The organism is Deinococcus cellulosilyticus NBRC 106333 = KACC 11606 (assembly GCF_007990775.1).
GTDB classification, from domain to species: domain Bacteria; phylum Deinococcota; class Deinococci; order Deinococcales; family Deinococcaceae; genus Deinococcus_C; species Deinococcus_C cellulosilyticus.
In genome coordinates this window covers 73113-99767 of record NZ_BJXB01000017.1, presented here as the reverse complement: position 1 = coordinate 99767, position 26655 = coordinate 73113, and the positions used below count along the sequence as shown (strand labels likewise).

The following is a 26655-nucleotide window of genomic DNA, read 5'->3' as shown; positions in this document are numbered from 1 at the left end:
TCAGGATTCTGCGGCGAGTTCCAACTCCCAGAGCCTTTCCAGGTTTTCCCTTTGCCGGATGACCCTGAATTCGCCGTCCCACATGACTTCAGCGGGTCGGGGTCGGGTCAGGTAGGTGCTGGACATCACTGCTCCGTAGGCTCCGGCCTGTTCCAGCACAAGCACATCCCCTCGGGTTGGCACAGGAAGTTCGACATTTCGGGCCAGCAGGTCGCCACTTTCACAGGCAGGACCAGCCAGGTCATAGTGGTCGGTCTGTTTGCTCTCCCAGAGAGGCTGCAAAGGATGCTGTGCCCCATACAGCATGGGCCTGAGGATTTCGGTCATGCCAGCATCCAGCAGGATGAATTTTCGGGCGGTTTCTTTGGTGCCCACCACCCGGGTCAGCAGGACCCCACTTTCAGAGACCAGAAAGCGCCCGGGCTCCACCCAGAGTTCAGCCCCGAAAGACTGTGCAGCCTCAAATGCGATTTTCGCAATGCCCTCCAGATCGGCATTCAGGCCCCATCCACCTCCCACATCCAGGACTTCGAGATGCCCGACCTCATCTGCCAGATGGGCGACTTTCTCGAAAGCTTCACGGAAGTCTTCAGGGTTCTGGATCGCACTGCCGATGTGCAGGTGCAATCCCCTTACGTTGAGCCCTGCGTTGCGGGCCTGTTGCAGTGCTTCAGTCGCATGCCCGAGGGGAACCCCGAATTTGGAGTGTGCCTCACCCGTGGCAAGGTGTGAGTGGGTGGAAACGTGCAGCTCAGGGTTCACCCGAACAATCACTTTTGCCCCTGGATTCAGAAAGTGGCACTCATCCAGACGGTCCAGGATGAAGGTCGCTCCGACCTCTTGCCCCAGGGCATACTCCTCGGGTGTTTTTGCAGGTCCATTGACCAGGATGCGGTCTCCAGGCACACCTGCATGCAGTGCCTTGCGGAGTTCTCCGTAAGAGACCACTTCAAAGCCCAGACCCTGCTCCTTCATGCGGCGCAGGAGGTGCAGGTTGGAGTTGGCCTTCATGGCAAAGAAAATCCTTGCACCCTGAAAAGCCTGAACTGCACGCTGGATGCGGTCATCCAGCACACGGGCATCATACACATAGAGGGGCGTGCCATAGGTTTCGGCCGCCTGAAGCAACTGGTCTCGGGAAAGCATGGGCACATTCTAACAGGCCTCCATGATCAGACAGCTTTGTTCGGTTTTCTGTCTCAGACCGATTTCTGTGGGTGCCTTCTGCCTTTGGCTTTCAGCCTCGTTGATCCACGAAAAGGCAAGTGAAACTCATCTGGGTGTCCTGAACGTTCTATTCGCTCTCTTGCCCTGAAAACGTGCTCCCCGGGTGCTGGGTTCGCACTGGGCGCTTTGCTCAGCCAAAAGAACTTGCAGTTCTTTTGGCGAACATCAATAAAGTTGATAGCATATCAGCATGAGTGAACTGTCCTTTATTGCCAGAGCCTGCTATGTGGGTGCCCTGGAAGACTCAGATGCTTTTGTGATTGCCCTCGCAGACGATGCCGAAAACCCCCAGCAGACCTTTGAACTCCAGCGTGCGGAAACAGGGCGGACCTACACCACCGTGCTGACCTCAGGTGCAACTTTTGAAGGGGGGATCGTGTCTCACCAGTTGACTTCTGAAAGCCTGACTTTGCAGTATTCTGCAGATGCTGCACAGGTGCTGGGACTTTCAACCATCCGGGTGCAACTTGATCTTGACCCTCTGGTGATTGATCAGATCCGTTCTGGATTTCAGGTTTTGTTTTCATAAATTGCTGGTGGATTTTACAGGTAAGTTTTGTGAAACTTGCTACGAAATCAGAGAAGTAAGGTGCTATAATACAGACATTCAGGAGTTGATCTCTCGAGGCGGAAATCTCTATTGTTCAACTCCTGAGCTTATGTGAGCGTTTGATTGATTTGGGACAGCCAGCAATCAAATGACTCACCAGTGAAAATTCAATACAAAAGGAGGTACCGACCATGAGTCTGGTTCGTTTCGAGCCTTTGCGAGACATGCGTTCTCTGCGAAGTTCCATTGACAGAATGTTCGAAGACTTCCTGAGCCCGTACAGCACCCTCAGCAGTCAGAACAGTCTGGTGGCCCTCGACATGTACGAAGATGGAGACAACCTGATCATTGAAGCCAACCTTGCAGGCTTCAAAGAAGAGGATGTCAACATCGAAGTGCATGGCAACAGCCTGCGCCTGACCGGCGAAATCAAACCCCAGCAGGCGCAACAGAACCCTCAGAAGAACTACTACCTGCGAGAACGCCAGTATGGCCGTTTTGAACGCATCGTTCCGTTGCCTTACCGGGTCGAGAGTGATCAGGCCAGAGCCGTCTTTGAAAATGGCACCCTGAAAATCACCCTGCCACGCTCTGAGGAAACCAAGGCAAAGAAAATCCAGATCCTCAAAGGCTCTGGTGAAAAGCAAGCCCTGAATTCCTGAGGCAGAAACAGGCATTCTGAGACACTGCAAGCCCTGTCGTTCAAATGACAGGGTTTTCTTTTTGCTGAACCTGCTGTCTGGGCGGTTTCAGGCAAGCAAGCCCAATTTTCTGCGTTGCTGTCTGTCTCTGCGAACGGCCCACACAAAACCCCAGATGCCGCAGGGATAGGGAAAACCCAGAGACAACATCACGCCCAGCCAGTAAGACCAGTCAACTCCAGGAAGAGCGTCACGCACACCATGGAGGACCTGCAACTCGGGAATGGGGTAGAGCACCAGAAACAAGATGCCCAGTGGCTTCCACCTGAGGGTCAGCAATGCTGCAATTCCAAACACCATTCCACTCCAGGCCACTGCAATTGCAGCCGTCAGAAGCCAGTCCTGAAAGGAGGATTGCCACATGCCAGCAGCATTTGCAGGGCCTGCACACAGGAAAATCAAACTCCACAGATAAGGTTTCATGTTTTGATGATAAAGGAAGTTGATTGCAGGCCCCCTTGTTTATTTTCATCAGGGATTTCTGTAAGACGAACCTGGGTGAATGGTTGCGGAAATTCTTTCGAGGGTCAAGTTCTCTTCTCGGCCTTCTGCGGCTGAAGGCTGAACACTGACCGCTTCTCAATTGTCCACCGAGTCACACCCCACCCCTCCTGCTCTGGTACACTGGTTTATTGTGCTTGATGCACGGAGGTTACACAGATGAACAAGGGCCGTGTGCTTTGCGCCATGTCTGGAGGCGTGGATTCCAGCGTGAGTGCAGCACTTCTCAAAGAACAGGGTTACAGTGTCATTGGCGCAATGATGCGCTTCTGGCCGGACCACAAGCGTGTGGACACGTTTGACACCTGCTGCTCCCCGGACGCGGCTTACGAGGCCCGTCGTGTGGCGGATCAGGTGGGCGTGCCGTTTTACCTTCTGGATTACCGCAAGGAGTTCGAGGAGAACATCATGCGCCCCTTTGTGGAAGAATACGCTGCTGGGCGCACCCCCAACCCCTGTGTCAACTGCAACACCAAAGTGAAATTTGATGCCCTGATCAAGAAGGCAAAAATGCTGGGCTGTGAGTATGTCGCCACCGGGCACTACGTGAAGCGCGTGGACCGGGAAGATGGCACCGTGGAATTCCACAGGGGGGATGACCCCAGAAAAGACCAGACCTACTTCCTGTGGGGCACCCCCAGGGACGCCATGAAGCACATCCTTTTTCCTGTCGGAGAGATGGAGAAGCCAAAAGTGCGTGAACTGGCAGAGCACTATGGCCTGATCACGGCCAAAAAGCCAGAGTCCCAGAACATCTGCTTTGTGCCCTCCACCATTCAGGAATACCTGACGGATTTCATTCCGCAGGTGCAGGGGTACATGGTGGACATCCACACCGGAGAGATTGTCGGAGAGCACCTTGGCACCCAGTACTACACCATTGGTCAGAAGAAGGGCCTGAACCTCTACAAGTCCAATGTGGTGCGTTACGTGGTGCACATTGATCCGGAAAACAAGATCGTCTGGGTCGGGAATTACGAGGACTGCCACTGGACCACCCTGTCCGCGAGCAAGGTGAATTACCTGCTGGACATCCCTGACCTCCCCGAGGACATCGAAGTGCAGGTGCGCTACCGCAGTCAGCCTGTGAAAGCCCGCCTGTTGAAAGCCACCGAAGACGCTTTCCAGCTTGAATTCGCAGAGCCCCAGTTCGCTGTGGCTCCCGGCCAGAGTGTGGTGCTCTATGCTGGGGACCGTCTGCTGGGTGGGGGAATCATTGACTCAAGGATTCCTGAAACCCCTGCTGTAAAGTACCCGAAACCCAAAAAAGTCAAACCCAGAAAGCCAAAACCGCAGCCTCAAGCGTAAGACACCAGACACTCCCTGCGGGGAGTGTGTTTTTTGGTTCAGATTCACAGGCCTGTTCTCCTTACCCTGAAGAGCATGGAATGGACCAGAAAACACCGGACCGGCCTCCTGCTTGCAGGTCTGTTGGGCCTTCTGGGTCTGGTGTGGTGGTCCAGGCCACGCCAGAAACGCAGCAACCTGCAACTGGCCGACGATGGGCACGGACCTCTGATCTACCGCTCTTACTGGCTGGACATCCAGAATGCCCGGATTCCTGCGGGTCAGCTTTTCAAAGAAATCACCGAGGATGTCCCCCAGTTCTGCCCAAGTCTGCTTGCCGATTTCAGGAAGACCCGTGGCAGTGAGGCGTTCCTCAAGGTGGGAGATGAATACGACATCCGGATTTTTGGCCCCTGGAATGGTCGGGTGCGGGTTGTGGAGATCGATGAGACCTCTTTTACCCTTGCCACACTGAAACCGCATCCTGAGGCTGGCCAGATCCGTTTTGAACTTGAAACCCTGGAAAACAACCTGCTGAGGTTCTCCATTTCCTCACAGGCCCGCTCCAGAGACAGCCTGGTGCATCTCGCCTACCGTTTTCTTGGGGGAAACAAGGTGCAGGAGAAAGCCTGGCAGACCTTCTGTGAAAGGGTGGCAGAGGAGAGCGGAGGAGAGGCTGCAGGTGAGTTTCAAACCGAAACCCGTGAACTTGCTGAAACCAGAAACCTGGAGGTGTCATGACCCGTCCAGAAAAACCCCTGTGGGAAATCTACAAGGACCGTCTGGAACAGATCGGTTCTCTGCAGTACAACTTTGATCCCGAAAAGTACGCTGAGTACACCCAGAAAACCGGCTGGCGTGTGGATGCCCACGAAACAGAACTTCCTTTTGAGCAGCCTGGACAGCCTGAAGAATGGGGACCCTTTCAGGTGGCGAAGCGGATTGTGCAGGACTACCGATTTCCTCCACCACACCTGATTCAGGGAATTTACTATCCAGACCGTCCTCTGGCAGAAAGGTACATGCTGCTCAAAGCCCATTTTCTGTTCATGACCTTCTTTTTTGGCGTCAAAATCGGTGGCGTGATCGAAACCACCAGAGACACCGAGAAGGGGAGGGAATACGTCTGGGGGTACCATTACCGCACCTTGCAGGGCCACTTTGAGAAAGGCCAGATTGACTTTCTGGTGGTCAAAAATGTGGACACTGGCAAGGTCTATTTCCGCATTCAGGCCTATTCCAGGCCAGATAAAATCAAGAACATCTTCTACCGCATTGGCTTCTGGTTTTTTGGCAGGCCCCTGCAACTGTATTTTGCACGGGAATCCATGAAGCGCATCCGCACCCTCGTCGAGGCTGAATTGAAAGGCAAACCTGCTCCTGCAGGACCGAAGGTTCGTCCGGTGTCCCAGAGTGAAGGTGCCCGTGAGGCGCTGAAGAAGGTCAAAGAGCAGGAGTCCTGACATGATAGGATACAGTATGGCAATTCGATATTTACAGAATGCATGGCATTATTTAAATGACCATGCCCGCCCCTTTGAAAGGGTTGCCTTTCAACATGCTTTTCAGCACGGCCCGATTTCTGCTGTTCTGGAAGCGCTTCAACAGTACCAGAATGAAGACGGTGGATTTCAGGCCCATTTTGAACCCGACAACCGCACCTCTGCTTCCTCCGCACTGGCCACCAGTGTGGCTTTAAGAGAAGCCCGAAGGCTGGGCATGTCTGTCACAGAACCCATGGTGCAATTTGCAGTGAAGTACCTGCTGGACACCCTTGACCAGGAAACAATGACCTGGCGCATCATTCCTCAGGAGGCCCAGAATGCTCCCCACGCCCCCTGGTGGGACAACACAGATGGAACGCTGATCCAGAGGTTTTCTGGCTGCAAACTGAATCCAAGAGCCGACCTGCTGGGCTCCCTGTGGGTTTATCAGGAACTCGTTCCTGAAGAGGTGCTGGTGCAGCTCACCGATGATGTGCTCAAACATGCCGAACATGCCAGTGAGATGCACGACCTGATCTGTCTGGCCCACCTGCTGGGCACAGAAGAATTCCCCGAAGTGTACCGTGCGCCTCTGCTGCAAGTGTTCAGGGAACGTGTCTTGCCGACCATTCCAGACCACAAAGACGCCATGCAAGGATATGTGCTGCTGCCTTTGCAAATCGCCGACACCCCTGAACATCCTCTGGCGTTCGATCTGGAGGATGCCGTGCAAACACAACTGGACCTGATGCTGGAAACACAAAGCCCCCAGGGTCACTGGGAGCCAGGCTTTTCGTGGGGAAACAGGGAGGCAGATCAGGAGTGGAAAAGCATCCTGACCTTTCAGAATGTGTCAGCTTTGCAGGCCTGGGGTCTGTGATCCACTGTCCTGAGCTTCCTGGGTGCTCACAGGTTCAGCTTTCTTGAATTTGGTGGCCTCCAGGTAGGCATGGTAATTCAGGTACTTGAGCCACCCGGCAGGGGAGAGGGGGCCAAGCTGGTTGTGCTCGACTTTCTGGTCCTTGCCATTTGCCAGTGCCTCCTGACCCACCCGGATGGTTTCCAGGCGCGTTTCCACAAACTGGTTCATCAGGTCTTCCCAGGTGGCGTCGTCTGCAGGGTAATACTCGTGGGAGGAGTCCTTGTGGTATTCCGCTCCATTGAAGACCTTCAGGCGGTTGGTGCCCCAGCGTTCAATGGCCAGAATGTGCCCGAGTTGCTTGCGGTTTTCAGGGGTGTCCGGCAGGTCACGAAATTTTCTGGACAGCTGGGTCTGGGTGTCCTCCAGGGCTTTGAGGAGCTGGCTGGGGTTTTGTTTGCTGGCTGGAAAATCAAGGGCGCCACGGGCAATGACATGGGTGAGGTTCTTGTCCCGCAGGTACCACGCGAGACCTCCAAGTGCTGCAAGTCCAATGAGATGTCTGGCTTTAATTCCCATACCTTTTAGCATAGGCAATTCAGATGAGAAGGGAAGGGTCAATTTTCACAAAAAAGTCCCATTTGCATGGGACTTTACATTCTGAACCATCATTGTCGGGGCGGGCCGTCGGCTCGCCCCATCATCAGTCCAGAATCAACGGGTCAGCGTCACCTTTTTCAGGTGTGGAGGATTGTCCGGGTTCAGATTGCGGGCCAGAGCCACATACCCACTGAACAGGTAAAACGGCAGGATGTTGACCAGAGGGTCGAGCAGGGGATGGTCTGCCGGAGGGGTGATCACCTGGGTCGCCCGATTCAGCAGGCTGGACGCACCAATGGTCAGCAGGTCTGCTCCTCTGCCTTCAAGGTCCTTATACGCTTCCTCATTCAGAGGCTGGGTCACATCCCGGGTCTGGTAGGCCAGAATCGGGAAGCCCTGCTCGATGATGCGGGTGGGTCCGTGGCTGAATTCGGCAGTGGAGTAGGCCTCTGCATGAATGCCTGTGGTCTCTTTGAGCTTGAGGGCAGACTCGTGGGCAATCCCGAAGTGGGGGCCCCGGGCCAGAATCACCATGCTGCTGGCATAACGGTAACGGTCTGCCGTCAGGCGCAGGCTGTCCTCAAGCTGCAGGGCTTTTTCCTGCACGTCAGGCAGGGTGTGCAGGGCTGCTTTCAGTTCGGGATCGGCCTCACCCAGCAGGTGCAGGAAAGCCGCAGCACTGGCGACAAAGCTCTTGGTTGCTGCCACAGCCTTCTCTGGCCCAGCCTGCATGGGCAGCAGAAATTCTGCAGCAGAGGCCAGCGGAGAATCCACATTGTTGGTGATGGCCAGGGTGATTGCGCCACTGGCTCTGGCCGCTTTCACCGACTCCACCACATCTGGAGACGCTCCAGACTGGGAGATCGCGATGACCAGACCCCTTTGCAGGTTCAGGGTCTTGTGGTACACGCTGCTGACGCTGGGTGCAAAGCTGGCGACAGGAATGCCAAGGGTCAGTTCAATGGCGTATTTCAGGTACAGGCTGGCGTGATCACTGGACCCCCGCGCAATGGTCACGGCAAACAGGGGTTGACGCTCCTGAATCACCTGCCAGAGGGTGTCCACACGCTGCTGGTTTTCTTGCAGCAGGCGTCTCACAACCGAGGGGGCTTCGCGGGTCTCCTGCAACATCAGGGGATCACTCATGGATGCTCCTTCCACCAACAATGGTGTCAATGACCTGCAGATTGTCATCCAGAACAACAAAATCTGCACGTTTTCCTAAAGAGATGCTGCCCCGGTCGTACAGCCCCAGGTATTCTGCTGGAGTGGCACTGAGCATCCTGGAAGCTTCTTCCAGGGGGACACCCAGGCTCACAGCATTCCTGAGGGCCTGATCGAGGGTCAGCAGGCTGCCTGCGATGGTGCCATCGGCAAGGCTTGCTTTGTTGTCTTTGACGTAAACGGTCTGGCCGCCGAGGTCGCTGACCCCATCCCCCAGCCCTGCCGCACGCATGGCGTCGGTGATCAACATCAGTTTGCCGGGTTTCATCTGCCTTGCCAGTTCGAAACTGCCAGGATGCACATGGTGCAGGTCCAGAATCAACTCCCCGTAAATGCTGCGGCTGATCAGGACAGCACCCAGAATGCTGGGATCGCGTCCGGTCAGGCCCCCCATGGCGTTGTAGACGTGGGTGGCTGCAACAGTTCCCCCGAGCCCCTGGGCCGTCTTGATGAAATCCATCACCTGATCAAAGCTGGCCCGGGTGTGCCCGATGCTGATGCGGACCCCTGCCTGGATCAGCTGTGGGAGGCTTTCAATGACCCCTTCAATTTCAGGTGCAACGGTGGTGAGGCGAATCACATCCAGAGCAAGAATCTCATCCAGCAGCTCCTTGGTGGGGGAGATGGCAAATGGAGGCTGGGCTCCAAGCCGTCCAGAGCTGATGAAAGGGCCCTCAAGGTGCACACCGGGCAGGTCCGCACCGTGTCGGATGCCCTGGGCTTCTTTCACCGCTTTCAGGGCACTGACGATGTTCTCCCACGGATTGGTGATGGTGGTCGCCAGAATGGACGTGGTGCCGTGCTGGGCATGGAACATCCGCATCTTCTGAAGGCCTTCCAGCCCGTCCATGGTGTCTCCACCTGCACCCCCGTGGTTGTGCACATCGATGAACCCTGGAAGGATGATGTTCTTGCTTTCCTGAACAGGCCGCAGCTCTTCGATGCGGTCCGAAAAGACAATTCTGGCATTCTGGAATCCGGTGGGGGTGAGGACGCGTCCTTGAATCTGCATGGTGTATCTCCTCAGGCAAGAAAATTCCGTCCTGTGCTTGCGTACAGGTCTGGCTTGATGTTGAAGGGGCAGGGGTTGCTGTGCTGTGGGAATGGTTATCCTCTGGAGCCTGCCTGAAGGCAGGTCCACAGAAGAAACAGCCAGACAAGAAGGTTTACAGGCCGGTTTTCAGTTCCACAATGAAGTCATACATGTCGCCACGGTAGCTCGACACCACGTATTCCAGCAGTCTGCCGTCCTGGTCCCAGGTGATGCGCTCGGTGTGAAGGACCGCAGAGTTTTTGGGCAGGTTGAGCAGGTGGGCGGTGTCCGGATCGGCACTTTTGGCACGCAGGTGTTGCAGTGCACGGGAAGGATAGCGCCCCTGTTTCTGCAGGAAGGTGTAGAGCGAGTGGTTCTCGATGTCTTCACGGCTCAGGTTCTGCTGGAGGATGGTGGTGGGCAGGACACTGGTTTCGATGGCCAGGGGAATGTCATTGGCGGTTCTCAGGCGTTTTAAGCGGTAGACCTCCTGGGTGGGACTGATCCCCAGGTTGAGGGCCTCGGAGGGGTTGGGTCGGGAGCGCTCAAAGGAGATCACCCGTGCACCTGGGACCATGCCTCTTGCCCGCATGTCATCGCTGAAACTGGTCAAGGAACTCAGGGATTGCATGATCCGTTTGGAGGCAACATAGGTTCCGCTGCCCCGTTTGCGGGTCAGGCGTTCCCGTTCTTCCAGCACCCCGAGGGCCTGCCTGATGGTCACGCGTGAAACGTTGAAAGCCTGTGTGAGATCGCGTTCAGACGGAAGTGCACTGCCCTCGGTGAAGACCTGATCGTCGATCATCTTCTCCAGAATCCCTGCCACCTGAAGGTACATGGGTGTGGAGTCGGTGGGGTTGAGGCTCTTCGAAGCCTGGGTCAGCACATCGTGTAACATAGATACCATCATAATACCACTTCTAGCCTTTTTGGCAATCACCTCCCTTATTGGTATTATACTGGTATTATCTTGGTATGAAAGGATCGGGTTAGACACCTGAATCCGAACAGGCACAGTGAGGGGGAAGCATGACCACCAGTACAGAAGCCATCCAATCCGAATCCCGAATTCTCAACCCGCAAGACACGGTCGAGGCGGTGCTGATCCTGTCCCGCGATCAGGCCGAAGCTGCCATTGCTGTACAGAACGCTGCCCAGAGCATTGCCACTGCTGCAGAAAATGCCGCCTACCACCTCAAACAGGGTGGACGCCTGATTTACGCAGGAGCTGGAACCAGTGGTCGCCTGGCCGCTCTTGACGCTGCCGAACTTCCACCGACCTTCAGCTGGCCCCTGAACCGCTCCATCTCCCTGCTTGCAGGTGGAACCGCCGCCGAGTGGACCGCCCAGGAAGCCGCAGAAGACGATGCTGGTGCGGGATTCAATGAAGCCGATGTGCTGAACCCGACCCGGCACGATGTCTTCATCCTGGTGACTGCATCTGGCCGCACCCCATACACCCTGGGTGTGCTGAAAAGGGCGCAACTTGCAGGTGCCCTCACCATTGGCATTGCCAACAACGCGGGCTCACCCCTGCTCGAACAGTCAGACTGCCCGATCCTTCTTGAAACGGGCCCTGAAGTGATCAACGGTTCCACCCGCCTGAAGGCAGGAACCGCCCAGAAAATCACCCTGAACACCCTGAGCTGCGCCATCATGCTGCGCCTCGGCAAAATCTACAACAACCTGATGGTGGACATGAAAGCCACCAACCAGAAACTTTACAACCGCGCCATCCAGATGGTTCTGGCCTGCGTGGACGCCACCCCCGAGCAGGCCAGAGAAGCCCTGGAACACTGCGACTGGCAGGTCAAAACCGCCTGCGTGATGATCAAACGCGGCCTTGGAGTGGATGAATCGCGCCTGCTGCTCGACCAGCATGACTGGAACCTGAACGACCTCTGCCTGTGATTTGAAGCGCAAAAAACAAGAAAGAAACCAGAGGCTTGTGGCCTCTGGTTTTTGGTTTTCAGTTCAATCAGGCGATTTGTTTGCCTGCTTGATCCGTCAATTGCAGGGAAGCATACTCCATCACGAGAAACAGGGGGTCTCTGCGCTTGCTGGGATAATCCTCCACCTCTACAGCCAGTTCCAGTCTCCAGCGCTCTTCGTCTTTCTGGAAATGCGCAGTTCGGATTTCTGCATCCCAGAGGCCTGAGGGGCTCTGCATGAGCTGGTTCCATTCTGGGCTCAGAAAATGCACCTGATCAAAGGATGCCTGCACCTTCAGGTTCTCAGGCAGATGGTCCTGGTAGAACGACTGTGAATAGAGAGGAAAGTCCAGCAGAACGCTCAGGGTGGTCCCCTCCATCCTGACTTCTTCCACAAGGGCATCGTGCCAGTTCAGGTGATGGGCAGGCACACCAAACATCACACTCTCCGTACCGGTTTTCAATCCAGCTTCCGGATCTCTCCGACCACCCGATAGAATCCGCCCGTTTCTGCGACCTCATCGACCAGATAACGGGCACCTTCTTCACGCAGGTCTTTGGGGAACTGCACGTTCCAGCTGTCGTGGTAGCCTTCGGTTTCCACGCGAATGCGCAATTTGCCGCCCTCTTTTACGCACCTGAGCACCACGCCCTGACCGGTGTACTGGGCACGTTGCAGGGTCTGGCGTTGCAGAGGAGCAGTGCCCTGGGCGGCCTGGGCCTTGATGTCCTTGACCTGTGGGAGCTGGCCTTGCTGGGCTGCCGCAATGGCTGCAGGGGAGGCGTCGATCATGGCCAGAGACCCGTCTGTGGTCACGATGAACAGGCGCTCGTTCAGGTATTGCATGGACAGGGCAGACGAGCAGCCTGAGTTCAGCTTCCACAGGCGGGTGCCGTCTTTGGAGAAAGCATAGATGGCACTGGAGTTGTCTCCGGCAAAGATGTACTCTCCATCCGGGCTGGAAGCGCAGGAAAACACCGCAGCATCGCACTTGTAGGTCTGCTGCAGGTTGCCTTTCTTGTCGAAACGCTGGACTGCGCGCATTGCCGTTGCCGCATACACATGGTCCTGGTCCTGCCAGCCGAACAGCACTGCACCCTGGGTTTTGGCCTTCCAGAGTTCTATGCCGCTCTGGGGATCGTAGGCCGCAACGCCACCACTGTGGCCGTGATAGACGCCTTCATCGTCCATGCGGACCATCCAGCCTGCAGAACCACTTCCATTCACATTGCCCCACTGGTTTTCGCTCTCCGGGTTGAAGGCATAGATGTTGCCATGAGAGTCGGACACCCCGAGCACACCTTTGTGGATGTCAAGCCAGTAAATGTCCACGCTTTCGTCAATATTGTAGGCCACGAAAGGCACCTTGCCCGTCAGGTCGTAGACGTTGCCATCATCGCATCCGGCGTACATGAACATGCCGTCACTGACCAGGCACTTGACCCCTTCGGGAAGCTGAAAGGTGCTCAGGGTTTCGCCAGAGTGGTCCACTGCGATGACTTTGCCGCCCTGGTTGCCCACCCAGACCCGTTCACTGTCGGCGTAAATGCCAAAAGCACTTGATCCTGTCTTCATCCGCCAGAGCACGGGAGCTTTGCTGGCGGAACTGGCAGGCCTGACTTCTTCCACACTGCGTCTGGTGATCGAACGTTTCTGCCGCACGCCCTGAACAGCGTCTTCATATCCCTTGCGTTTTTTCTCTTTGATTTTTTTGTCTGCCTCTGCTTTTGCTTTTTCAAAGCTGGCAAAGGTCTTGCTCTGGGTCTGACCGTCGGTGCCAATGCGGCCATATCGGATCACCAGAGCTGCGTCGTTGATGGTGACTTCATAAAACTTGTGTTCTGCGCCGTTGGGGTCCGAATACTCAAGATAGTGTTTTTCCATGGTTTCTCCGTTAAAGGGGGTTTTTCCGTAAAGGACAGCTCCGTAGAGTTACGAAATGGTAACATTTCTTTCTGTGAATTGAACAGGCTTTCTTCACAACAAAAGAACAAGCAGGGGTAAAACCCAAAACATCTATTATGCTAATAACATAATATCACAAAAAAGAGAAGGAGGGCAGAAGCCCTCCCACTTTTGACACAAAGAGGATTACTCTTTGCCTTCTTCTTTCTTGCCACCGATGCCGAACTGGGCAAACAGGTCAGCGTACACGTCGCCGAGCTTGGTGGAGATTTTACCGCTGGAAGCACTGGTGGTGCTTTCCTTGGCGTAGCTGTAGTCGTAGTCGAAACCTTCGCGCTTGCGACGGTTGCCGCCACCCTGACCGCCACGTTGACCGCCGCCCTGGGGACGTTCGCTGCGCTCGCCGCCACCTTGTTTGGTGTAGTCGCGGGCAGGGCCGTCGTAGGGGATGGTGCGCTTGCGGCTGAGGCTGGCACGCTGCTCCATGGGGTCGATGTTCAGGATCACAGCGTCGATCTCGTCGCCACGCTTGAACAGTTCAGCGGGGTTGGTGACGCGGTCGTGGCTGAGTTCGCTGATGTGGATCAGACCCTCGATGCCTTCTTCGATCTCCATGAACACACCGAAGTCGGTGATGCCAGTGATCTTGCCCTTGACGGGGGTTCCGGGGGGCAGACGGTCAGGCAGGGTGGACCAGGGATCTTCGGTGGTCTGGCGCAGACCGAGGCTGATGCGACGGTCCTTGTTGTCGATGCGCAGAACAACGGCTTCCACGGTGTCGCCCACTTTGACCATTTCCTGGGGGTGACGGATGCGCTTGGTCCAGCTCATCTCGGTCACGTGGATCAGGCCTTCGAGACCGGGCTCGAGTTCAACAAAAGCACCGAAGTTGGTCAGGTTGGTGACTTTGCCGCTCACGCGGGCACCAATCTGGTACTTCTCGACAGCACTCTGCCAGGGGTCGTTCTGCAGGGCTTTCATGCTCAGGTTGATGCGCTCGCGGTCACCATCGAGGTCGATGACCTGAACCTGAACTTTGTCGCCGAGTTTGACCACTTCTTTGGGGTGGTTGAAACGGGCGTGGGTCAGTTCGCTGCGGTGCACCAGTCCGTCAAGGCCACCGAGGCTGACGAACACACCGAAATCGGTGATTTCCACAACTTCGCCTTCAAGGACAGCACCGGCTTCGAGCTTGCCGAGGGTGTCGGCTTTGGCTCTGGCCTTGCGGTCTTCCATGATGGAGCGGTGGGAGATGATCACGCGGTTGCGCTTTTTGTTCAGTTCGATCAGTTTGACTTCCAGGGGCTTGCCCACATAGGGGGTCAGGTCGTTCACACGACGGGTGTCCACCTGGGAAGCGGGCAGGAACGCACGAATGCCTTCAATGGAAGCCACCAGACCGCCGCGGACCTTCTCGAGGATGTCCACGGTGAACTCCTTGCCATCTTTGAACAAGGTGTCCAGCACGCGCCAGCCACGATCCTGGTCAGCACGACGTTTGCTCAGCACAATGGTGGAGTTGGGCAGGTCCACGCGAACCACGTAGGCTTCGATTTGATCGCCTGCTTTGAAGAGCTCCTGGGCTTGCTCTTGGGTGATGGGTTCTTCGTGAATCTGGCTGAAGGGAATGACACCTTCAACTTTGGCCCCAACATCCACATGGATACCTTCGCTGGAGATGAACACCACGGTGCCATTCACCACGTCGCCGCGCTGGGGCTCTTTGTATTGAACTTCGGTGCTCAGCACGTCTTCCATGGTCATGGCGGGGTATTCGCGAGTGGTATCGGTGGTCTGAGCGGTCTCGTTGACCGGGGTCTGAGTAGCCTTGTCTTCCATTAACTATGTTCCTCCTTAAACCACCGTGGCCCGAAAACCACAAATGGCAACATCTCATTGTACACAGCCCATACCCCCTGAGTAAACCCCTATGCCCATGAGTACGCTAAATCTTCTAATTTGTAACAGTCTTCTCAATTTGTTCTCAACAGAAACACACACATCAACCTGGCAGGACATTTGCCCGACTTGTCGGGGGTACAGTGAAGCCACAAGAGAGCACGAAGGTCACTTCAACCTCACACCTCAGACCTTCACGCAAGTCACTCTCTTGGTGACACTGCATGCACCACCTCCTCGCGCCGGTGAAAGCCTCTGGATCTCAGGGGCTTTCACCGTTTTTGGAACGGCCCCAGAAAAAAGACAATTGAACGAAGGATTGTCAGAAGCAACCTTGAATTGTGATGCAAGTTTGTGCAATGCACTGTCTTCACCTTCAGGCTTGCAGTATCATGACCATACTTTTGGAGGGGAATCCGACATGGAACACTACGACATCGTGATCATTGGCGGCGGACCGGCAGGACTCACTGCAGGCATCTACGCAGGCCGTGCAAACCTGAAGACCGTCATCATCGAAAAAGGTCAGCCTGGCGGCCAGATCGCCCAGACCGAAGAAGTCGAGAACTACCCTGGCTTTCCTGAACCCATCAGCGGTTTTGAACTCTCCCAGCGCATGGTCCAGCAGGCTGAGCGTTTCGGCAGCCCACTGGTGATGGATGAAGTTCAGGGCATCGAAAAAGTCGATGGCGGCTTCAAGGTCAAAGGGTACGACACCACCTACTTCGGCAAGATGGTGATTGTGGCCACCGGAGCCAACCCCAAAGCCCTGCATGTTCCTGGTGAAGAGAAATTCTGGGGCCGTGGGGTCAGCACCTGTGCCACCTGTGACGGCTTCTTCTACAGAGGCAAAAATGTCGTGGTGGTGGGCGGTGGAGATGCTGCCGTGGAAGAAGGGCTGTTCCTCACCAAATTTGCGGACACCGTGACCCTGATTCACCGTCGCGACACCCTCCGTGCCAACAAGGTGGCCCAGCAACGTGCTTTCTCCAATCCCAAGATGCGTTTCATCTGGGACACCGTGGTGGAAGAAGTGCTCGGGGGCGAAGTGGTGAATGGGGTGCGCCTGAAGAACCTCAAGACCGGAGAGGTGTACGACCATGCCACCGATGGTGTGTTCGTGTTCATCGGGCACGTGCCCAACACCGCCTTCCTGGGAGACCTTGTGAAACTCCGCGACGATGGTTACATCGATGTGAAAGAGGACATTTTCACCTCCACCGAGGGGGTGCTGGCTGCGGGTGACGTCAGCGATTATGTGTTCCGTCAGCTGGCCACCAGTGTGGGTGCGGGGACACGTGCAGCCATGACCGCTGAAAAGCTGCTGGCGCACGCAGAAGTTGAGCACGCCTGAACAGGACATGATTTGAACTTTCGGCCCCCTCCACAGCAGGAGGGGGTTTTGCTTTTACAGAATCATGCTGGAATCATGCCCTCTTCTGTACTGTGGTGTCACACGAGCCAGATCCTCCCTGGCCATTCACAAAAAGAGGTCCTGACATGAAAAAAATCCTGATTGCTGCCCTTTCCCTGCTGTGTTCTGCACAGGCCATGCGCTATGGGGAGAACCTTGCTTTCCTCAAACCCACGGACATGTGTGTGGGCGTCCCCATGATCGTTGTGAACGACAAGTTCGACAGCACCTCAGGGCTTCCAGAAGAACTCCAGCGGGTCCTGCTCAATGAATCCACCCGACTGGGCCTCAACATTGCAGACACCACCATGGAAAACTGCGTGGGTTTTGTCTACCTGACTGTGAACGCCCAGAAAACGACCGCAGGATTCATTTATTCAGCAGCCATCGAAGTGATCATCCAGCAGGCCAACATGAACCAGGTGAACAGCCCTTACTCCAGAACCTCTCCTTCTGCAGGCAAGGTGATGTACTCCATCATCTGGGACAACCGTAAACTCGGAGCCTATGACCGTGAGGAGATGCTCAGGCCCTTGCTGATTGGCGATGGGCTCACCCTCTTTGCTGATTTTGCGGAAGACTGGAAAGCCTATCATTAAATCTCAGAGGTGTTGTGGGTATGATGTGACCCATGCTCGGGAAGCTCAAACGCCTCGCCAGATCCATCACGCCTGATCAGGCCACCCCGGAAGACCACTGGGCCAGCAGGGTGCTCACCCCTGAGGAATTCTCGGTGTACATCCAGATGGACCCCCGGGACAGGGAGCATGGAACGCGGGTTGCCCGGACCTTGCAGGCAGACCACCCAGAGGCAGATGTTGAACTCATTGCCGCAGCGATCCTGCACGACTGCGGCAAGAGCATCCGGCCCTACAGCGTGGTTGAACGGGTGATGGTTGGACTGGTGCCCTACCGCTTCTCAAAATACATCCAGACAGAGGGCGTGAAGGTCCGTTTTTCCCACCCTGAGCTGGGTGCAGAAATGCTGACCACGGCTGGGGCAAGAAGAAACGTGGCCGAACTTGTGCGCCTGCACCACCATCCAGAAGCCAATCCCAGAGCAGCCCTGCTGTACCAGTATGACCATCTGGAATAGGGCCTGAATTCTGTCTGAGGACCTGTCTTTCTTCCTTAAGAATGAGAAAACAGATGAAGGCTTTTAGGCCACACTCAGGGGGGGTTTACAAAACTCAAATTATTGTGTATCCTACTTCTCGCCTTGAAGGGGGCCTTATGGATGGCCCCATCGTCTAACGGTTAGGACACTACCCTTTCAAGGTAGCGATACGGGTTCGAATCCCGTTGGGGTCACCAACATGCCCGCCCGTCTGGGCGGGTCTTTTTTTTGCGCTCTTAGGAGCGCATTCTGTTTTTGTCTCATAAAGCAAGAGACCCACCTGTTTCAGGTGGGTCCAGTTGTTCTGGCTGGATCAATCCTCAGCAGCTTTCAATTTCATGGGGTCATCGTAACGTTTGGCCCGGAAAGCCCAGATGGCGATGAAGGTTCCGAGCAGCATCATCAGTGCGCCCACAAAGAAGGGCATGCCAGGGATGTATGGGGCTCCATTGGTTTTGTTGGTGAAGTAAGCAAAGATGAAGGTGGCCAGAATGGGGCCCACAATGCTCACCAGGCTCCAGAGGCCAGAGAGGGCACCCTGCACAGATCCCTGTTCGGTTTCAGAAACCTGCCTGGAGACCAGACCCTGAATTGCTGGACCTGCAATGCCACCAATGGCTCCAACGACAATGATGACGTAAATCATCCAGCCCTGGGTGGCCAGACCGAAGGCAATGAACTGCAGTACACCCAGACCAAGACCCAGCAGGATCGCCCGTTTTTCACCCAGTTTGGGAATGAGGATTCCCACCAGTGCGCCCTGTACAATGGCGCCCATCACACCCACAGCGGTCAGGGAAAAGCCGTTGGCCTGTGGCCCCCAGCCATAACGTTCTGCGGTGTAAAGCACCCATACGTTCTGCAGAAGCTGGTTGGCAAGGTTGGTGAGCAGAAACATTCCGGTCAGGTTGAACACCACGCGGTATTTGCGCAGCAGACCCAGAGCAGCCACAGGGTTGGCGTTTCGGATGTTGAAGGGTTTGCGGTTTTCCTTCTTGTGAGATTCAGGCAGCACAAAAAAACCGTACAGCCAGTTCAGGAAAGCCAGACCTGCAGCAAAGAAGAAGGGCAGTCGGGTGCCGTGCTCTCCCAGAAAACCACCAATGGCCGGGCCAATGATGAAGCCCACACTGAAAACAGCCCCCATCATCCCGAAGTTCTTTGCACGGTCCTCAGGAGCAGAGACGTCTGCAATGTAGGCACTCGCAGCGGTGATGTTGGCAGCGGTCATGCCTGCGATGATGCGCCCGACCCAGATCCAGCCCAGGGTGGGAGCGAAAGCCAGCAGCAGGTAATCCAGTGCAAGTCCGAACAATGAAATCAGCAGAATGGGCCTGCGTCCATACTGGTCGGAGAGCCCTCCCAGGATGGGGGAGAAAATGAACTGCACCAGTGAGAATACGGCCACCATGTAACCCAGCAGCAGGGCTGCATCACTTGTGTTTCTGCCAGAAACCTCCTTGATCAATTCCGGGAAGATCGGAATGATCAGTCCAAACCCGAGCACGTCAAGCAACAATGTCACCAGAATAAAAGCCAGTCCAGCCTGTCTTTTCATCCCTTCAGTACACCACATTATGGTCAGAACATCCTCAGTCAATCAGCTTATGTTGAAATACCGAATGTTGCCAGCCTGAACAATTTGAAAAAACCGCGGTCCTACACATGCTGCTGAAGGCGGGCTGTGAATCTTAAGGTTCGGTGAGAGCAGTTGTGTTATGCTCTCTGCAGCCATGCGTGATCGTTTGATGCATACCACAGGTCACCTCGAAGTGATCGTTGGCCCGATGTTTTCCGGCAAATCCGAGGAGCTCATCCGCCGGGTGACCCGGGCAGTGATTGCCCGCCAGACCGTTGCCGTGTTCAAACCGGCCATTGATGACCGCTACCACCAGACCCAGGTGGCCAGTCACAACGGTCGCAGCATTGAAGCGCATGCCGTGCAGTCCAGTGAAGACATTCGCAACCTGGTTTATGGCAACACCCCGCTGCTTTCCAGCGACGACCCTCTTCCAGAAGTTATTGCCATCGATGAAGCACAGTTCTTCGACGCAGGGCTGGTGCCTCTGGTCTCAGAGTTGGCCGACAAAGGCGTGCGGGTCATTCTGGCAGGTCTGGACCAGGACTTCCGGGGAGAGCCTTTCAGCTTCATGCCTGAAGTGCTGGCCCGTGCAGAAGTGGTGGACAAACTGACCGCCATCTGCGTGGTCTGTGGAGGGCCTGCCACCCGCACCCAGCGCCTGATCGGGAACCGTCCAGCCCGTTACGATGACCCCATCGTGATGGTCGGGGCCAGTGAGTCCTACGAGGCGCGTTGCCGTGCCCACCACGAGGTTCTGAAAACCGTCCTGAGGTGAGCATGTTTTTTCAGCGCAGCAATGCCACCAGAGATTCGGTCCGTCGCTTCCTGATGCAGGTTCTGGCCCAGGACTGCAACACGGTGCCCCAGGCTTTCACCACAGATGCCATGATCGTCTGTGAGGCAGGCCTGACCCCGGGTCGCCGCCGTTTTCCGTACCGTGATCCCTACTTTCTGATGGTCAGTTTCGGGACGGGAACGGTGGTGTCCACAGTGGCCCCCAGAATCGCAGTGGTCCGGCGCATGCTTGAAGGCATGCACCGGGATGAAATCTTCTCTGGCAAAGGCATTTCGACCCTCTCTGGGCTTGTGGCCCTTGATGGGCAGTTTCTGGCCGGTCCAGACCTCAAGTTCAGTTGCTCCCAGCAGGATTTCACCCCTTCAAAGCCCCCCAGAGGCCTGAGAATGGAAGTGTTGCAAAACAGTGCCATCCATGCCCTGTACCAGCATGAGGGTTTCCGCCATGCCCTTCGGTACACCGAGCATTCCAGCAGACCAGACACCATTGCAGTGGCTGGCTACCTTGACAACGACCTGATTGGAGTTGCTGGAGCCTGTGCAGATTCAGAAGACCTCTGGCAGATCGGGGTGGATGTGCTGCCCGGCATTCAGGCCAAAGGGGTCGGCAAGGCCCTGGTGAGTGAACTCACCCAAAAAGTGTTCAAGGCAGGCAAAATCCCCTATTACTCCACCAGTGTGGCCAACATCCACTCCCGCAATCTGGCCCAGTCCCTGGGATACTTCTCGGCATGGACAGAAATCTATGCGGTGTCTGACTCAAAAGTGCCCGACCAGAACAGACTGGGCAGGCACTGAGGTGAGCTTTCAGCGGTCAGCATCAAGGCCATCACTTTGAGGCTGCAACAGGTGCATACTGCTCAAGGCCACCTGCCTTTTCAAAAGCTGTCTTGAGAGCATCCACAGATTTTTCTGGCTTGTTCTCTGCATTTCCAGGAAAAGTGTGGGCGTAAACCTCCAGCACATCGCTGTAGCCATCACCATCGCTGTCCAGATCCTGCTCCAGCACCAGGTAGAGGGCTTCCGCAACACTTCGATCAGGGTTTTCGCGGAAAGTCTTTCTGAGGTTCTCTCCAAAAGGGTTCCATGGGGCACCTCCAGAGTCCTGCACATGACAGAAGGTGCAGGCCATGGTGCTCTTTTTGAGGGTGCTCCCCTTGTAATGAAACTGCTTGATGGCCTGCAGGCGGTACTGGGGCAGAGCAAAGGCGGTCCCGATGACCACTGCAAAGCCTGTCAGAACCAGACCCCACAGGCTGGAATTTTTCGCTGATGGCTGACGGCTGACCGCTTGCTGCTCAAACAAACGCCGGGCCATCAAAATCCTTCCCAAGCACCTCTCTGGGGTCCAGGTTCAGCCAGTTTTTGAGGGTTCGGGCATACACGCCCCGGAAGTCCACCTGATAACGCACATCCCCATCGTCCAGGTTTTCGAGGTCAGGGCTTTCACCGTGAATGCCGCCTTTGATCCCTTTTCCAAAAGCGAACATCACGCCGCCTTTTCCGTGGTCTGTGCCTGCAGAGTTGTTTTCATGCACTCGCCTGCCGAACTCACTGAAGGCCAGCACCATCACTCTGTCATACAGACCCTGGGAGATCAGGTCCGCCCTGAAGGCTGTGAGCCCTTCGGAAAGCATTTTCAGCAATTCGTCCTGCTCCGCACGCTGGGCAGCGTGGGTATCAAATCCTCCGAGGGAGGTGTAGAGAATGCGGCCTGCCTCTCCAGAGGCAACCAGTTTGGCAAGGTCTTTGAGGCGCTCACCAAATTTGCTCTCAGGGTATTTTGCACCTGCCCGGTACTTCTTCAGGCTGCTCTGGGTCTCCCGGGTGTGCTTCAGCATGTTGAGGGTGCTCTGCTGGATGAAAGCCGCCTCACCGCCCCGTTTGAGGTTGAGCAGGCTCTGGTACTCATCTTCAATCCCAGAAGGCAAGGTGACCTGATAGGTGTCTGGATCATCCACCACAGGCAAGGTAAGGGTGTCACTGCGCACGGCCAGGGGCGCGATGTCACCCACATACGTGGCACAGAAAGGATCACCAATGGTTTCTGCAATGCGGCCAATCCAGCCTTCTCGATTCGCTCCTGTGGGGTCTGCAGTGTGCCAGATCGCCATGCTTGCAAAGTGGCTGCGGTTCGGATTGGGATACCCCACATTCTCGATCCAGGCGAATTCATTGTCCTCCAACAGGGGAACAAAAGGCCTCAAGGCAGGGTTCATGCCCAGAACGTCCGTCACAGGGATCACGTCTTTTCTGGGAATGGCAATGTTGGGTCTGGCAGCATAATAGGCGTCGTTCCCATAAGGGACCAGGGTGTTCAGGCCATCGTTGCCCCCTGAGAGCTGGATCACCACCAGGGTTTTGTCTCCTCCTGCCTGCGTGGCCGCGCGGGCCAGAAACTGGGGCATGCCCGAGGTGAGGGCCAGAGCCATTGAGGTCATTTTCAAAAAGTCACGTCTTTGCATTTTCACTCCTCTGTCAGGGGCATGAGGGTTCCAGGGGCAGGCCACTGGCTCGCCCTGGTGTGGATTTGTGTTTTTGTGGTCATGCCAGCTGGTATTCTGGCGACACCATCAGCAGGTAGGCCTGACGGTCTGCAGGAAGGTCCCTGATCAGGTTCTCGATGCCAGGATTGTTCCTGCCCAGCAGCAGCAAGGTGAGGTCTTTCTTGTTCTTGATGGTTTTGCTGATCTGCGCGGCAAAACGCATGCGGGTGAGCAGGGTGGCATCGCTGATCCAGTCCCGTCCGCCTGCCCAGCCACTCACATCAGGCGGGGTGAGGGGAAGCTGACCCAGACGGGCCAGGGTTTTGCCCAGCTGCTCATAGAATTTGTCGTTCTCGTTGGGTTTCATCTGGGCGGTGCGCAGGGTGCCCACGATGTATTCCACCGGGCTCTTGATGCGGCTGTTTCTGGCATGCTCGCTGAAAAAAGCCTCACTGAGCAGCACTTCACGGATCACCGTTCTCAGGTTGCCATTGGTGCGGGTCCAGGTGTCGGCCAGGGCTTTGACGTCTGCTTCGGAGGGGACATCTGAAACAAAATGCCTCAGGATCTTGCGGCTGACAAAGGTGGCTGCGGCCGGATGCTCTGCTGCCATCTGCACAACTTCCTCTCCGGAGAAGTTGCCGGTTTTGCCCAGATAGGTCTTCACGCCAGCATCGTGCTTGTTTTTAGCGTACACGAACTCGGCCCCTTCTTCCCCGGTGCCTTTTCCGACTTTTTTGATGGTCCATCCGGTCAGGGCGCGTGCTCCCTCCTGAATGTCCTTTTCAGTGTAATTGCCGATGCCCACCGTGAACAGTTCCAGCAACTCCCGGGAGAAATTCTCGTTGGGCCGCCCTTTGACGTTCTGGTCGTTGTCAAGGTAGCGCAGCATTGAGGGATGCTTTGAGACCGCAAGGGCCAGATCTGTGAAACTCCCCAGGGCGTGCTTCCTGAGGGTGTTCAGATAGTCGGTCAGCACCGCGCCTGATTTCACCTTGTCGGTGGCGACCACAAAGTGGTTGTGCCACATCAGGGCGAGGTTTTCCCTGAAAGGTTCGCTTCCATGCAGCATCTCAAACAGCCAGTTGAGCTGTGTCAATTGGAACCCCCGGCCTGGCTTGATGGCATCACGGTAATCAAAAGGGTTGTGGGGGGCAGGTTTGAGACTGAAATTCAGCAGATCGTCTACGGTGCCATTGAGGCCATTTTTGACGGCCTCTTCCACCTCTTTGAGGGGTGCCCCCCAGCAGGTGCGACGGAGCAGATGGGCGGCTTCCTCTTTCGAGAAGGCACCCTGATAGGGTTTCAACATGTTTATTCTCCTGGATTGAAGATTTGCTCAGGCTTGATGTCTGTCAGATGCCGGATGATGCGCAAAAGTTCCGCAGGGGGGAGTTTGGCCACCACCCACACAAACTGCTGGTCCAGACGGACCACGGCCACACCTTCGGCTTCCTGCACCCCTTTGGGCGCAATGACCACAGGAATCACATTGAGGCCATCGGACAGGTACACTTCGATGCTGGGAACGTCCTGGAAAACAGCGCGGCGGATGCCCACCACCCGGTAGGGCTGCGGAGGCACCAGTCCAGGCATGGCCCTGAGCACACGTTTTTCGATTTCCGATTTGTAGCCCAGTTTCTGCTTGTAGGGCTTTTCCAGCTTGTTCAGCGTTCCAGTGAAGTGCTGAAAGGAGACCCTGCGCAATGTGGTGCCATCGAGGTCCTGTTGCTGGTAGGCCACCGGAACCTGCCATTCATCATCCACCCAGATCACCCAGGCATTGGACAGGCGGTTTCTGGGGGTGAGGGTGTACATGGTGGTGTTGCGACCTGCAATCACCTGGCTGTCCTTCCAGTCCAGCTCAAAATTCTTTTTGACCAGTCCAGGCAGAAAGTTGAGCTGGGGCAGGTCCTTGCGCATTTTCACGGGTTTGTTGCTCGGAGGGAAAACCACCAGCACTTCCACATTGCCTGCAGGCATGTGGGAACGGGATTTCTGTACGGCTTTGAGCAGATCCTGCCAGTCACCCGCGAGCGCAGCACCGGACAACATCAGCAGGGTCAGCAGTGCCTTCACCATTGGCCATTCACCTGACTGTACGCCTCGTAAGCCACCGTGTGGGGCAGAGGGGCATTCTGCTGCTGGTAGAGCAGGCCTCCTCCCAGCAGGGCAAAACAGGCCACAGCAGCACTGAACGCATAGAACACCCTGTTCCTGCGCTGTTTCATCTGTTCACTCACCAGACGCTGGTTGAATGCCGCCAGTGAACGTGCACTGGCCTGCACATCCCTGCCGGTGACTTTCAGGTGGTCTTTGAAAAGCTCATCCCACGGGTCCATGTCCTTCTCCTACGGTTGCACTCCACGCTGGAGCAGAAAGGTCTTGAGGGCCTGTTTCGCCCGGTTGATTCTCGATTTGACCGTCCCGAGCTGCACCCCGAGCACTTCAGCGATCTGCTGGTATTCCATGTCCAGGAATTCCCTGAGCGAAAAAGCTTCGCGCTGTTCGGCAGGCAGGGACTGCAGGCCCTCCTCGATCAATTCCCGCATCTGGTTCTGCTCTGCCCGGTGGGCCACATTCTCCAGGGAGGGGGGATCAAGGTCTTCCAGAGGGGTCACTTCTGCCTGAGGCTTTCTGAGGGCCTGGTAGCAGGCATTCATGGTGATGCGGTACAGCCAGGTCGAAAATTCTGCATCACCCCGGAAATGCTTCAGGTTGCGGTAGGTGCTCCACAACACCTCCTGCAGCACATCTTCAGCATTGCTTTCACCCACGATGCCACAGGCGACAGCATGCATGCGTGGCAGGTGCCTGCGCATCAGCGCCTCATAGGCGCGGTGATCACGCCTTGCAAGGGGAACCAGTTGACGATCTTCCAGATGCTCGTACATGACCTCTGTACTTCTTAGAGTAGACACCCTGCCCAAAAGTTCCATGAGGATGAACGGTCATGTGGAGTGCCCTGTATGCTGGTTCCATGTTCACCCCTGAAAAGGTCACGCTTCACATCCACCTGACCCTCGACAGACAGGCTGAGAATGTGCATCTCCTCAGCAGGCTCAGCCAGTGGAAACCAGATCCAGCATTTCGCTTTGAATGGACCACTGGGGGATATCAGCTTTCACTTGAGGTGCCCAGAGGTCTGCTTCTGGAATGTCGGGTAAGCCACGGAGGCTTTGAAGAGGTGGGTCCTGATGGTCTCAAACGCTCTCCAAGGGTGATTGCTGCAGGGGCAGAGCAGACCCTGCAGTTTGAAGTGCTGGGTTTCAAGCAGGACCTCATGCCTGAAGAGACCCGCAGCGGCCACATCGAGGAGCACCAGATCCACAGCCCTGAACTGCAAGACGAGGTGAAATTGCTGATCCACCTGCCTTCGCAGTACTTCATGCAGCCTGAAGCCCGTTTTCCTGTGGTGTACCTCCATGATGGTCACAACCTGTTTGATCGGGCCACCAGCAGCTTCGGATTCGACTGGCAGGCAGATGAGACAGCAGAGCGTTTTGCGGCAGAAGGGCATCCCGTGATTCTGGTGGGCATCTGGACCCGTCAGGAGAAGCGCATGGATTACTACATTCCTTTTCCTTCCAGATTCAACGGTTTTCGGCCTCAGGGACTGAATTATCTGGATTTCATTGTCCAGACCCTCAAGCCCTGGGTGGATGGGCACTTCAGGGTGCTTCAGGACCGTCAGCACACCGCAATTTGTGGTTCCAGCCTTGGCGGCATCATCAGCCTGTATGGGGCTTTCCAGCATCCTGAAGTCTTTGGCACTGCAGGCATCATGAGTCCTGCCCTGTGGGTTGGAGAATACCGTGCTCTGGACGAAACCAACCAGTCCAGAGCAGACGTGCGTTATTTTGTGGACATGGGGGACCGTGAAGGCCCAACGGTGGAATCTGCAGCGAATCTGGTGCAACTCGCAAAGCAACTGGCCCTGCAGCTTTCGCAACAGGGCAGTGAAGTGGAACTCCTGATCGGCAGGGACCATCTGCATCATGAATCTGCATGGGCAGAAAGACTCCCTGCATTCCTCCAGTTCTTTTTGAAGATCTAAGC

Annotated in this window: 29 protein-coding genes and 1 tRNA gene; 14 read left to right on the top strand and 16 right to left on the bottom strand. The window is 55.8% G+C overall.

All coding sequences use genetic code 11. The annotated features are described in order from the left end of the window. Nucleotides 1-1146, bottom strand: a complete 1146-nt coding sequence (gene lysA / locus DC3_RS18160; RefSeq protein ID WP_146886805.1) for a diaminopimelate decarboxylase — start codon at nucleotides 1144-1146, stop codon at nucleotides 1-3. Nucleotides 1147-1417: 271 nt separating this feature from the next. On the opposite strand from lysA, the gene DC3_RS18155 reads away from it, so the two are divergent. Then, nucleotides 1418-1756 carry an Imm10 family immunity protein gene (locus tag DC3_RS18155; protein ID WP_146886803.1) on the top strand — a complete coding sequence of 113 codons (339 nt, stop codon included), beginning with the start codon at nucleotides 1418-1420 and terminating at the stop codon, nucleotides 1754-1756. Between the two features lie 212 nt (nucleotides 1757-1968). Next, nucleotides 1969-2439 carry an Hsp20/alpha crystallin family protein gene (locus tag DC3_RS18150; RefSeq protein WP_146886801.1) on the top strand — a complete coding sequence of 157 codons (471 nt, stop codon included), beginning with the start codon at nucleotides 1969-1971 and terminating at the stop codon, nucleotides 2437-2439. A gap of 87 nt (nucleotides 2440-2526) precedes the next feature. Here the strand turns inward: DC3_RS18150 and DC3_RS18145 are convergent, their stop codons facing one another. Further along, nucleotides 2527-2901, bottom strand: a complete 375-nt coding sequence (locus DC3_RS18145) for a hypothetical protein (protein ID WP_146886799.1) — start codon at nucleotides 2899-2901, stop codon at nucleotides 2527-2529. A 237-nt stretch (nucleotides 2902-3138) separates the two neighbouring features. On the opposite strand from DC3_RS18145, the gene mnmA reads away from it, so the two are divergent. From mnmA to DC3_RS18125, 4 genes are all read left to right on the top strand, one after another. Continuing rightward, nucleotides 3139-4287, top strand: a complete 1149-nt coding sequence (gene mnmA, locus DC3_RS18140) for a tRNA 2-thiouridine(34) synthase MnmA (protein ID WP_146886797.1) — start codon at nucleotides 3139-3141, stop codon at nucleotides 4285-4287. Nucleotides 4288-4362: 75 nt separating this feature from the next. Then, nucleotides 4363-5007, top strand: coding sequence for a DUF1990 family protein (locus DC3_RS18135; RefSeq protein ID WP_146886795.1), 645 nt, complete (start codon nucleotides 4363-4365; stop codon nucleotides 5005-5007). After that, nucleotides 5004-5729, top strand: coding sequence for a DUF1990 family protein (locus tag DC3_RS18130; protein ID WP_146886793.1), 726 nt, complete (start codon nucleotides 5004-5006; stop codon nucleotides 5727-5729). Before DC3_RS18135 ends, DC3_RS18130 begins: the two co-directional genes overlap by 4 nt. Nucleotides 5730-5745: 16 nt before the next feature. Further along, nucleotides 5746-6630 carry a hypothetical protein gene (locus tag DC3_RS18125; protein WP_146886791.1) on the top strand — a complete coding sequence of 295 codons (885 nt, stop codon included), beginning with the start codon at nucleotides 5746-5748 and terminating at the stop codon, nucleotides 6628-6630. Here DC3_RS18125 and DC3_RS18120 read toward each other — a convergent pair. The 4 genes from DC3_RS18120 to DC3_RS18105 form a co-directional block, all read right to left on the bottom strand. Then, the gene (locus tag DC3_RS18120; RefSeq protein ID WP_146886789.1) at nucleotides 6604-7188 is read right to left on the bottom strand and encodes a hypothetical protein; all 585 of its coding nucleotides are present in this window, start codon (nucleotides 7186-7188) and stop codon (nucleotides 6604-6606) included. The genes DC3_RS18125 and DC3_RS18120 overlap by 27 nt on opposite strands. A 135-nt stretch (nucleotides 7189-7323) precedes the next feature. Next, the gene (locus DC3_RS18115; protein ID WP_186816109.1) at nucleotides 7324-8355 is read right to left on the bottom strand and encodes an SIS domain-containing protein; all 1032 of its coding nucleotides are present in this window, start codon (nucleotides 8353-8355) and stop codon (nucleotides 7324-7326) included. Further along, the gene (nagA, locus tag DC3_RS18110; protein ID WP_146886787.1) at nucleotides 8348-9445 is read right to left on the bottom strand and encodes an N-acetylglucosamine-6-phosphate deacetylase; all 1098 of its coding nucleotides are present in this window, start codon (nucleotides 9443-9445) and stop codon (nucleotides 8348-8350) included. The genes DC3_RS18115 and nagA overlap by 8 nt, the downstream gene beginning before the upstream one ends. A gap of 154 nt (nucleotides 9446-9599) precedes the next feature. Then, the gene (locus DC3_RS18105) at nucleotides 9600-10364 is read right to left on the bottom strand and encodes a GntR family transcriptional regulator (RefSeq protein WP_246130729.1); all 765 of its coding nucleotides are present in this window, start codon (nucleotides 10362-10364) and stop codon (nucleotides 9600-9602) included. A gap of 131 nt (nucleotides 10365-10495) precedes the next feature. Here DC3_RS18105 and DC3_RS18100 point away from each other — a divergent pair, with 131 nt between their 5' ends. Then, on the top strand, nucleotides 10496-11377 hold the full coding sequence (locus DC3_RS18100) for an N-acetylmuramic acid 6-phosphate etherase (protein ID WP_146886785.1): 882 nt from the start codon (nucleotides 10496-10498) through the stop codon (nucleotides 11375-11377). A gap of 67 nt (nucleotides 11378-11444) precedes the next feature. Here DC3_RS18100 and DC3_RS18095 read toward each other — a convergent pair whose 3' ends face one another. The 3 genes from DC3_RS18095 to DC3_RS18085 form a co-directional block, all read right to left on the bottom strand. Next, nucleotides 11445-11837, bottom strand: coding sequence for a hypothetical protein (locus DC3_RS18095; RefSeq protein ID WP_146886783.1), 393 nt, complete (start codon nucleotides 11835-11837; stop codon nucleotides 11445-11447). Nucleotides 11838-11857: 20 nt separating this feature from the next. Next, the gene (locus tag DC3_RS18090) at nucleotides 11858-13282 is read right to left on the bottom strand and encodes a WGR domain-containing protein (RefSeq protein ID WP_146886782.1); all 1425 of its coding nucleotides are present in this window, start codon (nucleotides 13280-13282) and stop codon (nucleotides 11858-11860) included. Nucleotides 13283-13489: 207 nt separating this feature from the next. After that, nucleotides 13490-15142: a 30S ribosomal protein S1 gene (locus tag DC3_RS18085; RefSeq protein WP_146886780.1), complete on the bottom strand. Its 1653-nt coding sequence runs from the start codon at nucleotides 15140-15142 to the stop codon at nucleotides 13490-13492. A gap of 481 nt (nucleotides 15143-15623) precedes the next feature. On the opposite strand from DC3_RS18085, the gene trxB reads away from it, so the two are divergent. From trxB to DC3_RS18065, 4 genes are all read left to right on the top strand, one after another. Next, nucleotides 15624-16556, top strand: coding sequence for a thioredoxin-disulfide reductase (gene trxB, locus DC3_RS18080; protein WP_146886778.1), 933 nt, complete (start codon nucleotides 15624-15626; stop codon nucleotides 16554-16556). A gap of 146 nt (nucleotides 16557-16702) precedes the next feature. Further along, on the top strand, nucleotides 16703-17215 hold the full coding sequence (locus DC3_RS18075; protein ID WP_146886776.1) for a hypothetical protein: 513 nt from the start codon (nucleotides 16703-16705) through the stop codon (nucleotides 17213-17215). Between the two features lie 32 nt (nucleotides 17216-17247). Continuing rightward, nucleotides 17248-17712 (top strand): HD domain-containing protein, encoded by a 465-nt coding sequence (locus DC3_RS18070; RefSeq protein WP_146886774.1) that lies wholly within the window; start codon nucleotides 17248-17250, stop codon nucleotides 17710-17712. A 143-nt stretch (nucleotides 17713-17855) separates the two neighbouring features. Further along, a tRNA-Glu gene (locus DC3_RS18065) sits at nucleotides 17856-17930 on the top strand. A 116-nt stretch (nucleotides 17931-18046) separates the two neighbouring features. Here the strand turns inward: DC3_RS18065 and DC3_RS18060 are convergent. After that, entirely contained in the window at nucleotides 18047-19291 is a 1245-nt protein-coding gene (locus tag DC3_RS18060; RefSeq protein ID WP_146886772.1) for a TCR/Tet family MFS transporter, read from the bottom strand. A gap of 175 nt (nucleotides 19292-19466) precedes the next feature. On the opposite strand from DC3_RS18060, the gene DC3_RS18055 reads away from it, so the two are divergent. Both DC3_RS18055 and DC3_RS18050 read left to right on the top strand, forming a co-directional pair. Further along, complete coding sequence (locus tag DC3_RS18055; protein WP_246130728.1) at nucleotides 19467-20090, top strand: thymidine kinase; 624 nt, start codon at nucleotides 19467-19469, stop codon at nucleotides 20088-20090. Between the two features lie 2 nt (nucleotides 20091-20092). Beyond that, nucleotides 20093-20908, top strand: a complete 816-nt coding sequence (locus DC3_RS18050; RefSeq protein WP_146886770.1) for a GNAT family N-acetyltransferase — start codon at nucleotides 20093-20095, stop codon at nucleotides 20906-20908. A 31-nt stretch (nucleotides 20909-20939) separates the two neighbouring features. Here DC3_RS18050 and DC3_RS18045 read toward each other — a convergent pair whose 3' ends face one another. From DC3_RS18045 to DC3_RS18020, 6 genes are all read right to left on the bottom strand, one after another. After that, nucleotides 20940-21428 (bottom strand): thrombospondin type 3 repeat-containing protein, encoded by a 489-nt coding sequence (locus DC3_RS18045; RefSeq protein WP_246130727.1) that lies wholly within the window; start codon nucleotides 21426-21428, stop codon nucleotides 20940-20942. Next, a complete protein-coding gene (locus DC3_RS18040; protein ID WP_146886768.1) occupies nucleotides 21409-22575 on the bottom strand; it encodes a DUF1501 domain-containing protein in 1167 nt (388 codons plus the stop codon). The genes DC3_RS18045 and DC3_RS18040 overlap by 20 nt, the downstream gene beginning before the upstream one ends. 79 nt (nucleotides 22576-22654) lie before the next feature. Further along, nucleotides 22655-23908 (bottom strand): DUF1800 domain-containing protein, encoded by a 1254-nt coding sequence (locus tag DC3_RS18035; RefSeq protein WP_146886766.1) that lies wholly within the window; start codon nucleotides 23906-23908, stop codon nucleotides 22655-22657. 2 nt (nucleotides 23909-23910) lie between these two features. After that, nucleotides 23911-24678, bottom strand: a complete 768-nt coding sequence (locus DC3_RS18030) for a hypothetical protein (protein ID WP_146886764.1) — start codon at nucleotides 24676-24678, stop codon at nucleotides 23911-23913. After that, on the bottom strand, nucleotides 24672-24938 hold the full coding sequence (locus DC3_RS18025) for a hypothetical protein (RefSeq protein WP_146886762.1): 267 nt from the start codon (nucleotides 24936-24938) through the stop codon (nucleotides 24672-24674). The genes DC3_RS18030 and DC3_RS18025 overlap by 7 nt, the downstream gene beginning before the upstream one ends. 9 nt (nucleotides 24939-24947) lie before the next feature. Continuing rightward, entirely contained in the window at nucleotides 24948-25490 is a 543-nt protein-coding gene (locus tag DC3_RS18020; protein WP_146886760.1) for an RNA polymerase sigma factor, read from the bottom strand. An 86-nt stretch (nucleotides 25491-25576) separates the two neighbouring features. Between DC3_RS18020 and DC3_RS18015 the strand changes: the two genes are divergently transcribed. After that, a complete protein-coding gene (locus tag DC3_RS18015) occupies nucleotides 25577-26653 on the top strand; it encodes an alpha/beta hydrolase (protein WP_186816108.1) in 1077 nt (358 codons plus the stop codon). Nucleotides 26654-26655 lie beyond the last annotated feature (2 nt).

Bases quoted from the DNA above. Each gene is read 5' to 3' on its own strand.
- DC3_RS18060 (WP_146886772.1), bottom strand. From the start codon at position 19,291: ATGAAAAGACAGGCTGGACTGGCTTTTATTCTGGTGACATTGTTGCTT.
- DC3_RS18070 (WP_146886774.1), top strand. From the start codon at position 17,248: ATGCTCGGGAAGCTCAAACGCCTCGCCAGATCCATCACGCCTGATCAG.
- DC3_RS18055 (WP_246130728.1), top strand. From the start codon at position 19,467: ATGCGTGATCGTTTGATGCATACCACAGGTCACCTCGAAGTGATCGTT.
- DC3_RS18015 (WP_186816108.1), top strand. From the start codon at position 25,577: ATGTTCACCCCTGAAAAGGTCACGCTTCACATCCACCTGACCCTCGAC.
- DC3_RS18040 (WP_146886768.1), bottom strand. From the start codon at position 22,575: ATGCAAAGACGTGACTTTTTGAAAATGACCTCAATGGCTCTGGCCCTC.
- nagA (WP_146886787.1), bottom strand. From the start codon at position 9,445: ATGCAGATTCAAGGACGCGTCCTCACCCCCACCGGATTCCAGAATGCC.
- DC3_RS18115 (WP_186816109.1), bottom strand. From the start codon at position 8,355: ATGAGTGATCCCCTGATGTTGCAGGAGACCCGCGAAGCCCCCTCGGTT.
- lysA (WP_146886805.1), bottom strand. From the start codon at position 1,146: ATGCTTTCCCGAGACCAGTTGCTTCAGGCGGCCGAAACCTATGGCACG.
- DC3_RS18120 (WP_146886789.1), bottom strand. From the start codon at position 7,188: ATGGGAATTAAAGCCAGACATCTCATTGGACTTGCAGCACTTGGAGGT.
- DC3_RS18030 (WP_146886764.1), bottom strand. From the start codon at position 24,678: ATGGTGAAGGCACTGCTGACCCTGCTGATGTTGTCCGGTGCTGCGCTC.
- DC3_RS18125 (WP_146886791.1), top strand. From the start codon at position 5,746: ATGGCAATTCGATATTTACAGAATGCATGGCATTATTTAAATGACCAT.
- DC3_RS18145 (WP_146886799.1), bottom strand. From the start codon at position 2,901: ATGAAACCTTATCTGTGGAGTTTGATTTTCCTGTGTGCAGGCCCTGCA.
- DC3_RS18085 (WP_146886780.1), bottom strand. From the start codon at position 15,142: ATGGAAGACAAGGCTACTCAGACCCCGGTCAACGAGACCGCTCAGACC.
- DC3_RS18100 (WP_146886785.1), top strand. From the start codon at position 10,496: ATGACCACCAGTACAGAAGCCATCCAATCCGAATCCCGAATTCTCAAC.
- DC3_RS18135 (WP_146886795.1), top strand. From the start codon at position 4,363: ATGGAATGGACCAGAAAACACCGGACCGGCCTCCTGCTTGCAGGTCTG.
- DC3_RS18025 (WP_146886762.1), bottom strand. From the start codon at position 24,938: ATGGACCCGTGGGATGAGCTTTTCAAAGACCACCTGAAAGTCACCGGC.
- DC3_RS18155 (WP_146886803.1), top strand. From the start codon at position 1,418: ATGAGTGAACTGTCCTTTATTGCCAGAGCCTGCTATGTGGGTGCCCTG.
- trxB (WP_146886778.1), top strand. From the start codon at position 15,624: ATGGAACACTACGACATCGTGATCATTGGCGGCGGACCGGCAGGACTC.
- DC3_RS18075 (WP_146886776.1), top strand. From the start codon at position 16,703: ATGAAAAAAATCCTGATTGCTGCCCTTTCCCTGCTGTGTTCTGCACAG.
- mnmA (WP_146886797.1), top strand. From the start codon at position 3,139: ATGAACAAGGGCCGTGTGCTTTGCGCCATGTCTGGAGGCGTGGATTCC.
- DC3_RS18035 (WP_146886766.1), bottom strand. From the start codon at position 23,908: ATGTTGAAACCCTATCAGGGTGCCTTCTCGAAAGAGGAAGCCGCCCAT.
- DC3_RS18095 (WP_146886783.1), bottom strand. From the start codon at position 11,837: ATGTTTGGTGTGCCTGCCCATCACCTGAACTGGCACGATGCCCTTGTG.
- DC3_RS18050 (WP_146886770.1), top strand. From the start codon at position 20,093: ATGTTTTTTCAGCGCAGCAATGCCACCAGAGATTCGGTCCGTCGCTTC.
- DC3_RS18150 (WP_146886801.1), top strand. From the start codon at position 1,969: ATGAGTCTGGTTCGTTTCGAGCCTTTGCGAGACATGCGTTCTCTGCGA.
- DC3_RS18090 (WP_146886782.1), bottom strand. From the start codon at position 13,282: ATGGAAAAACACTATCTTGAGTATTCGGACCCCAACGGCGCAGAACAC.
- DC3_RS18105 (WP_246130729.1), bottom strand. From the start codon at position 10,364: ATGTTACACGATGTGCTGACCCAGGCTTCGAAGAGCCTCAACCCCACC.
- DC3_RS18045 (WP_246130727.1), bottom strand. From the start codon at position 21,428: ATGGCCCGGCGTTTGTTTGAGCAGCAAGCGGTCAGCCGTCAGCCATCA.
- DC3_RS18020 (WP_146886760.1), bottom strand. From the start codon at position 25,490: ATGTACGAGCATCTGGAAGATCGTCAACTGGTTCCCCTTGCAAGGCGT.
- DC3_RS18130 (WP_146886793.1), top strand. From the start codon at position 5,004: ATGACCCGTCCAGAAAAACCCCTGTGGGAAATCTACAAGGACCGTCTG.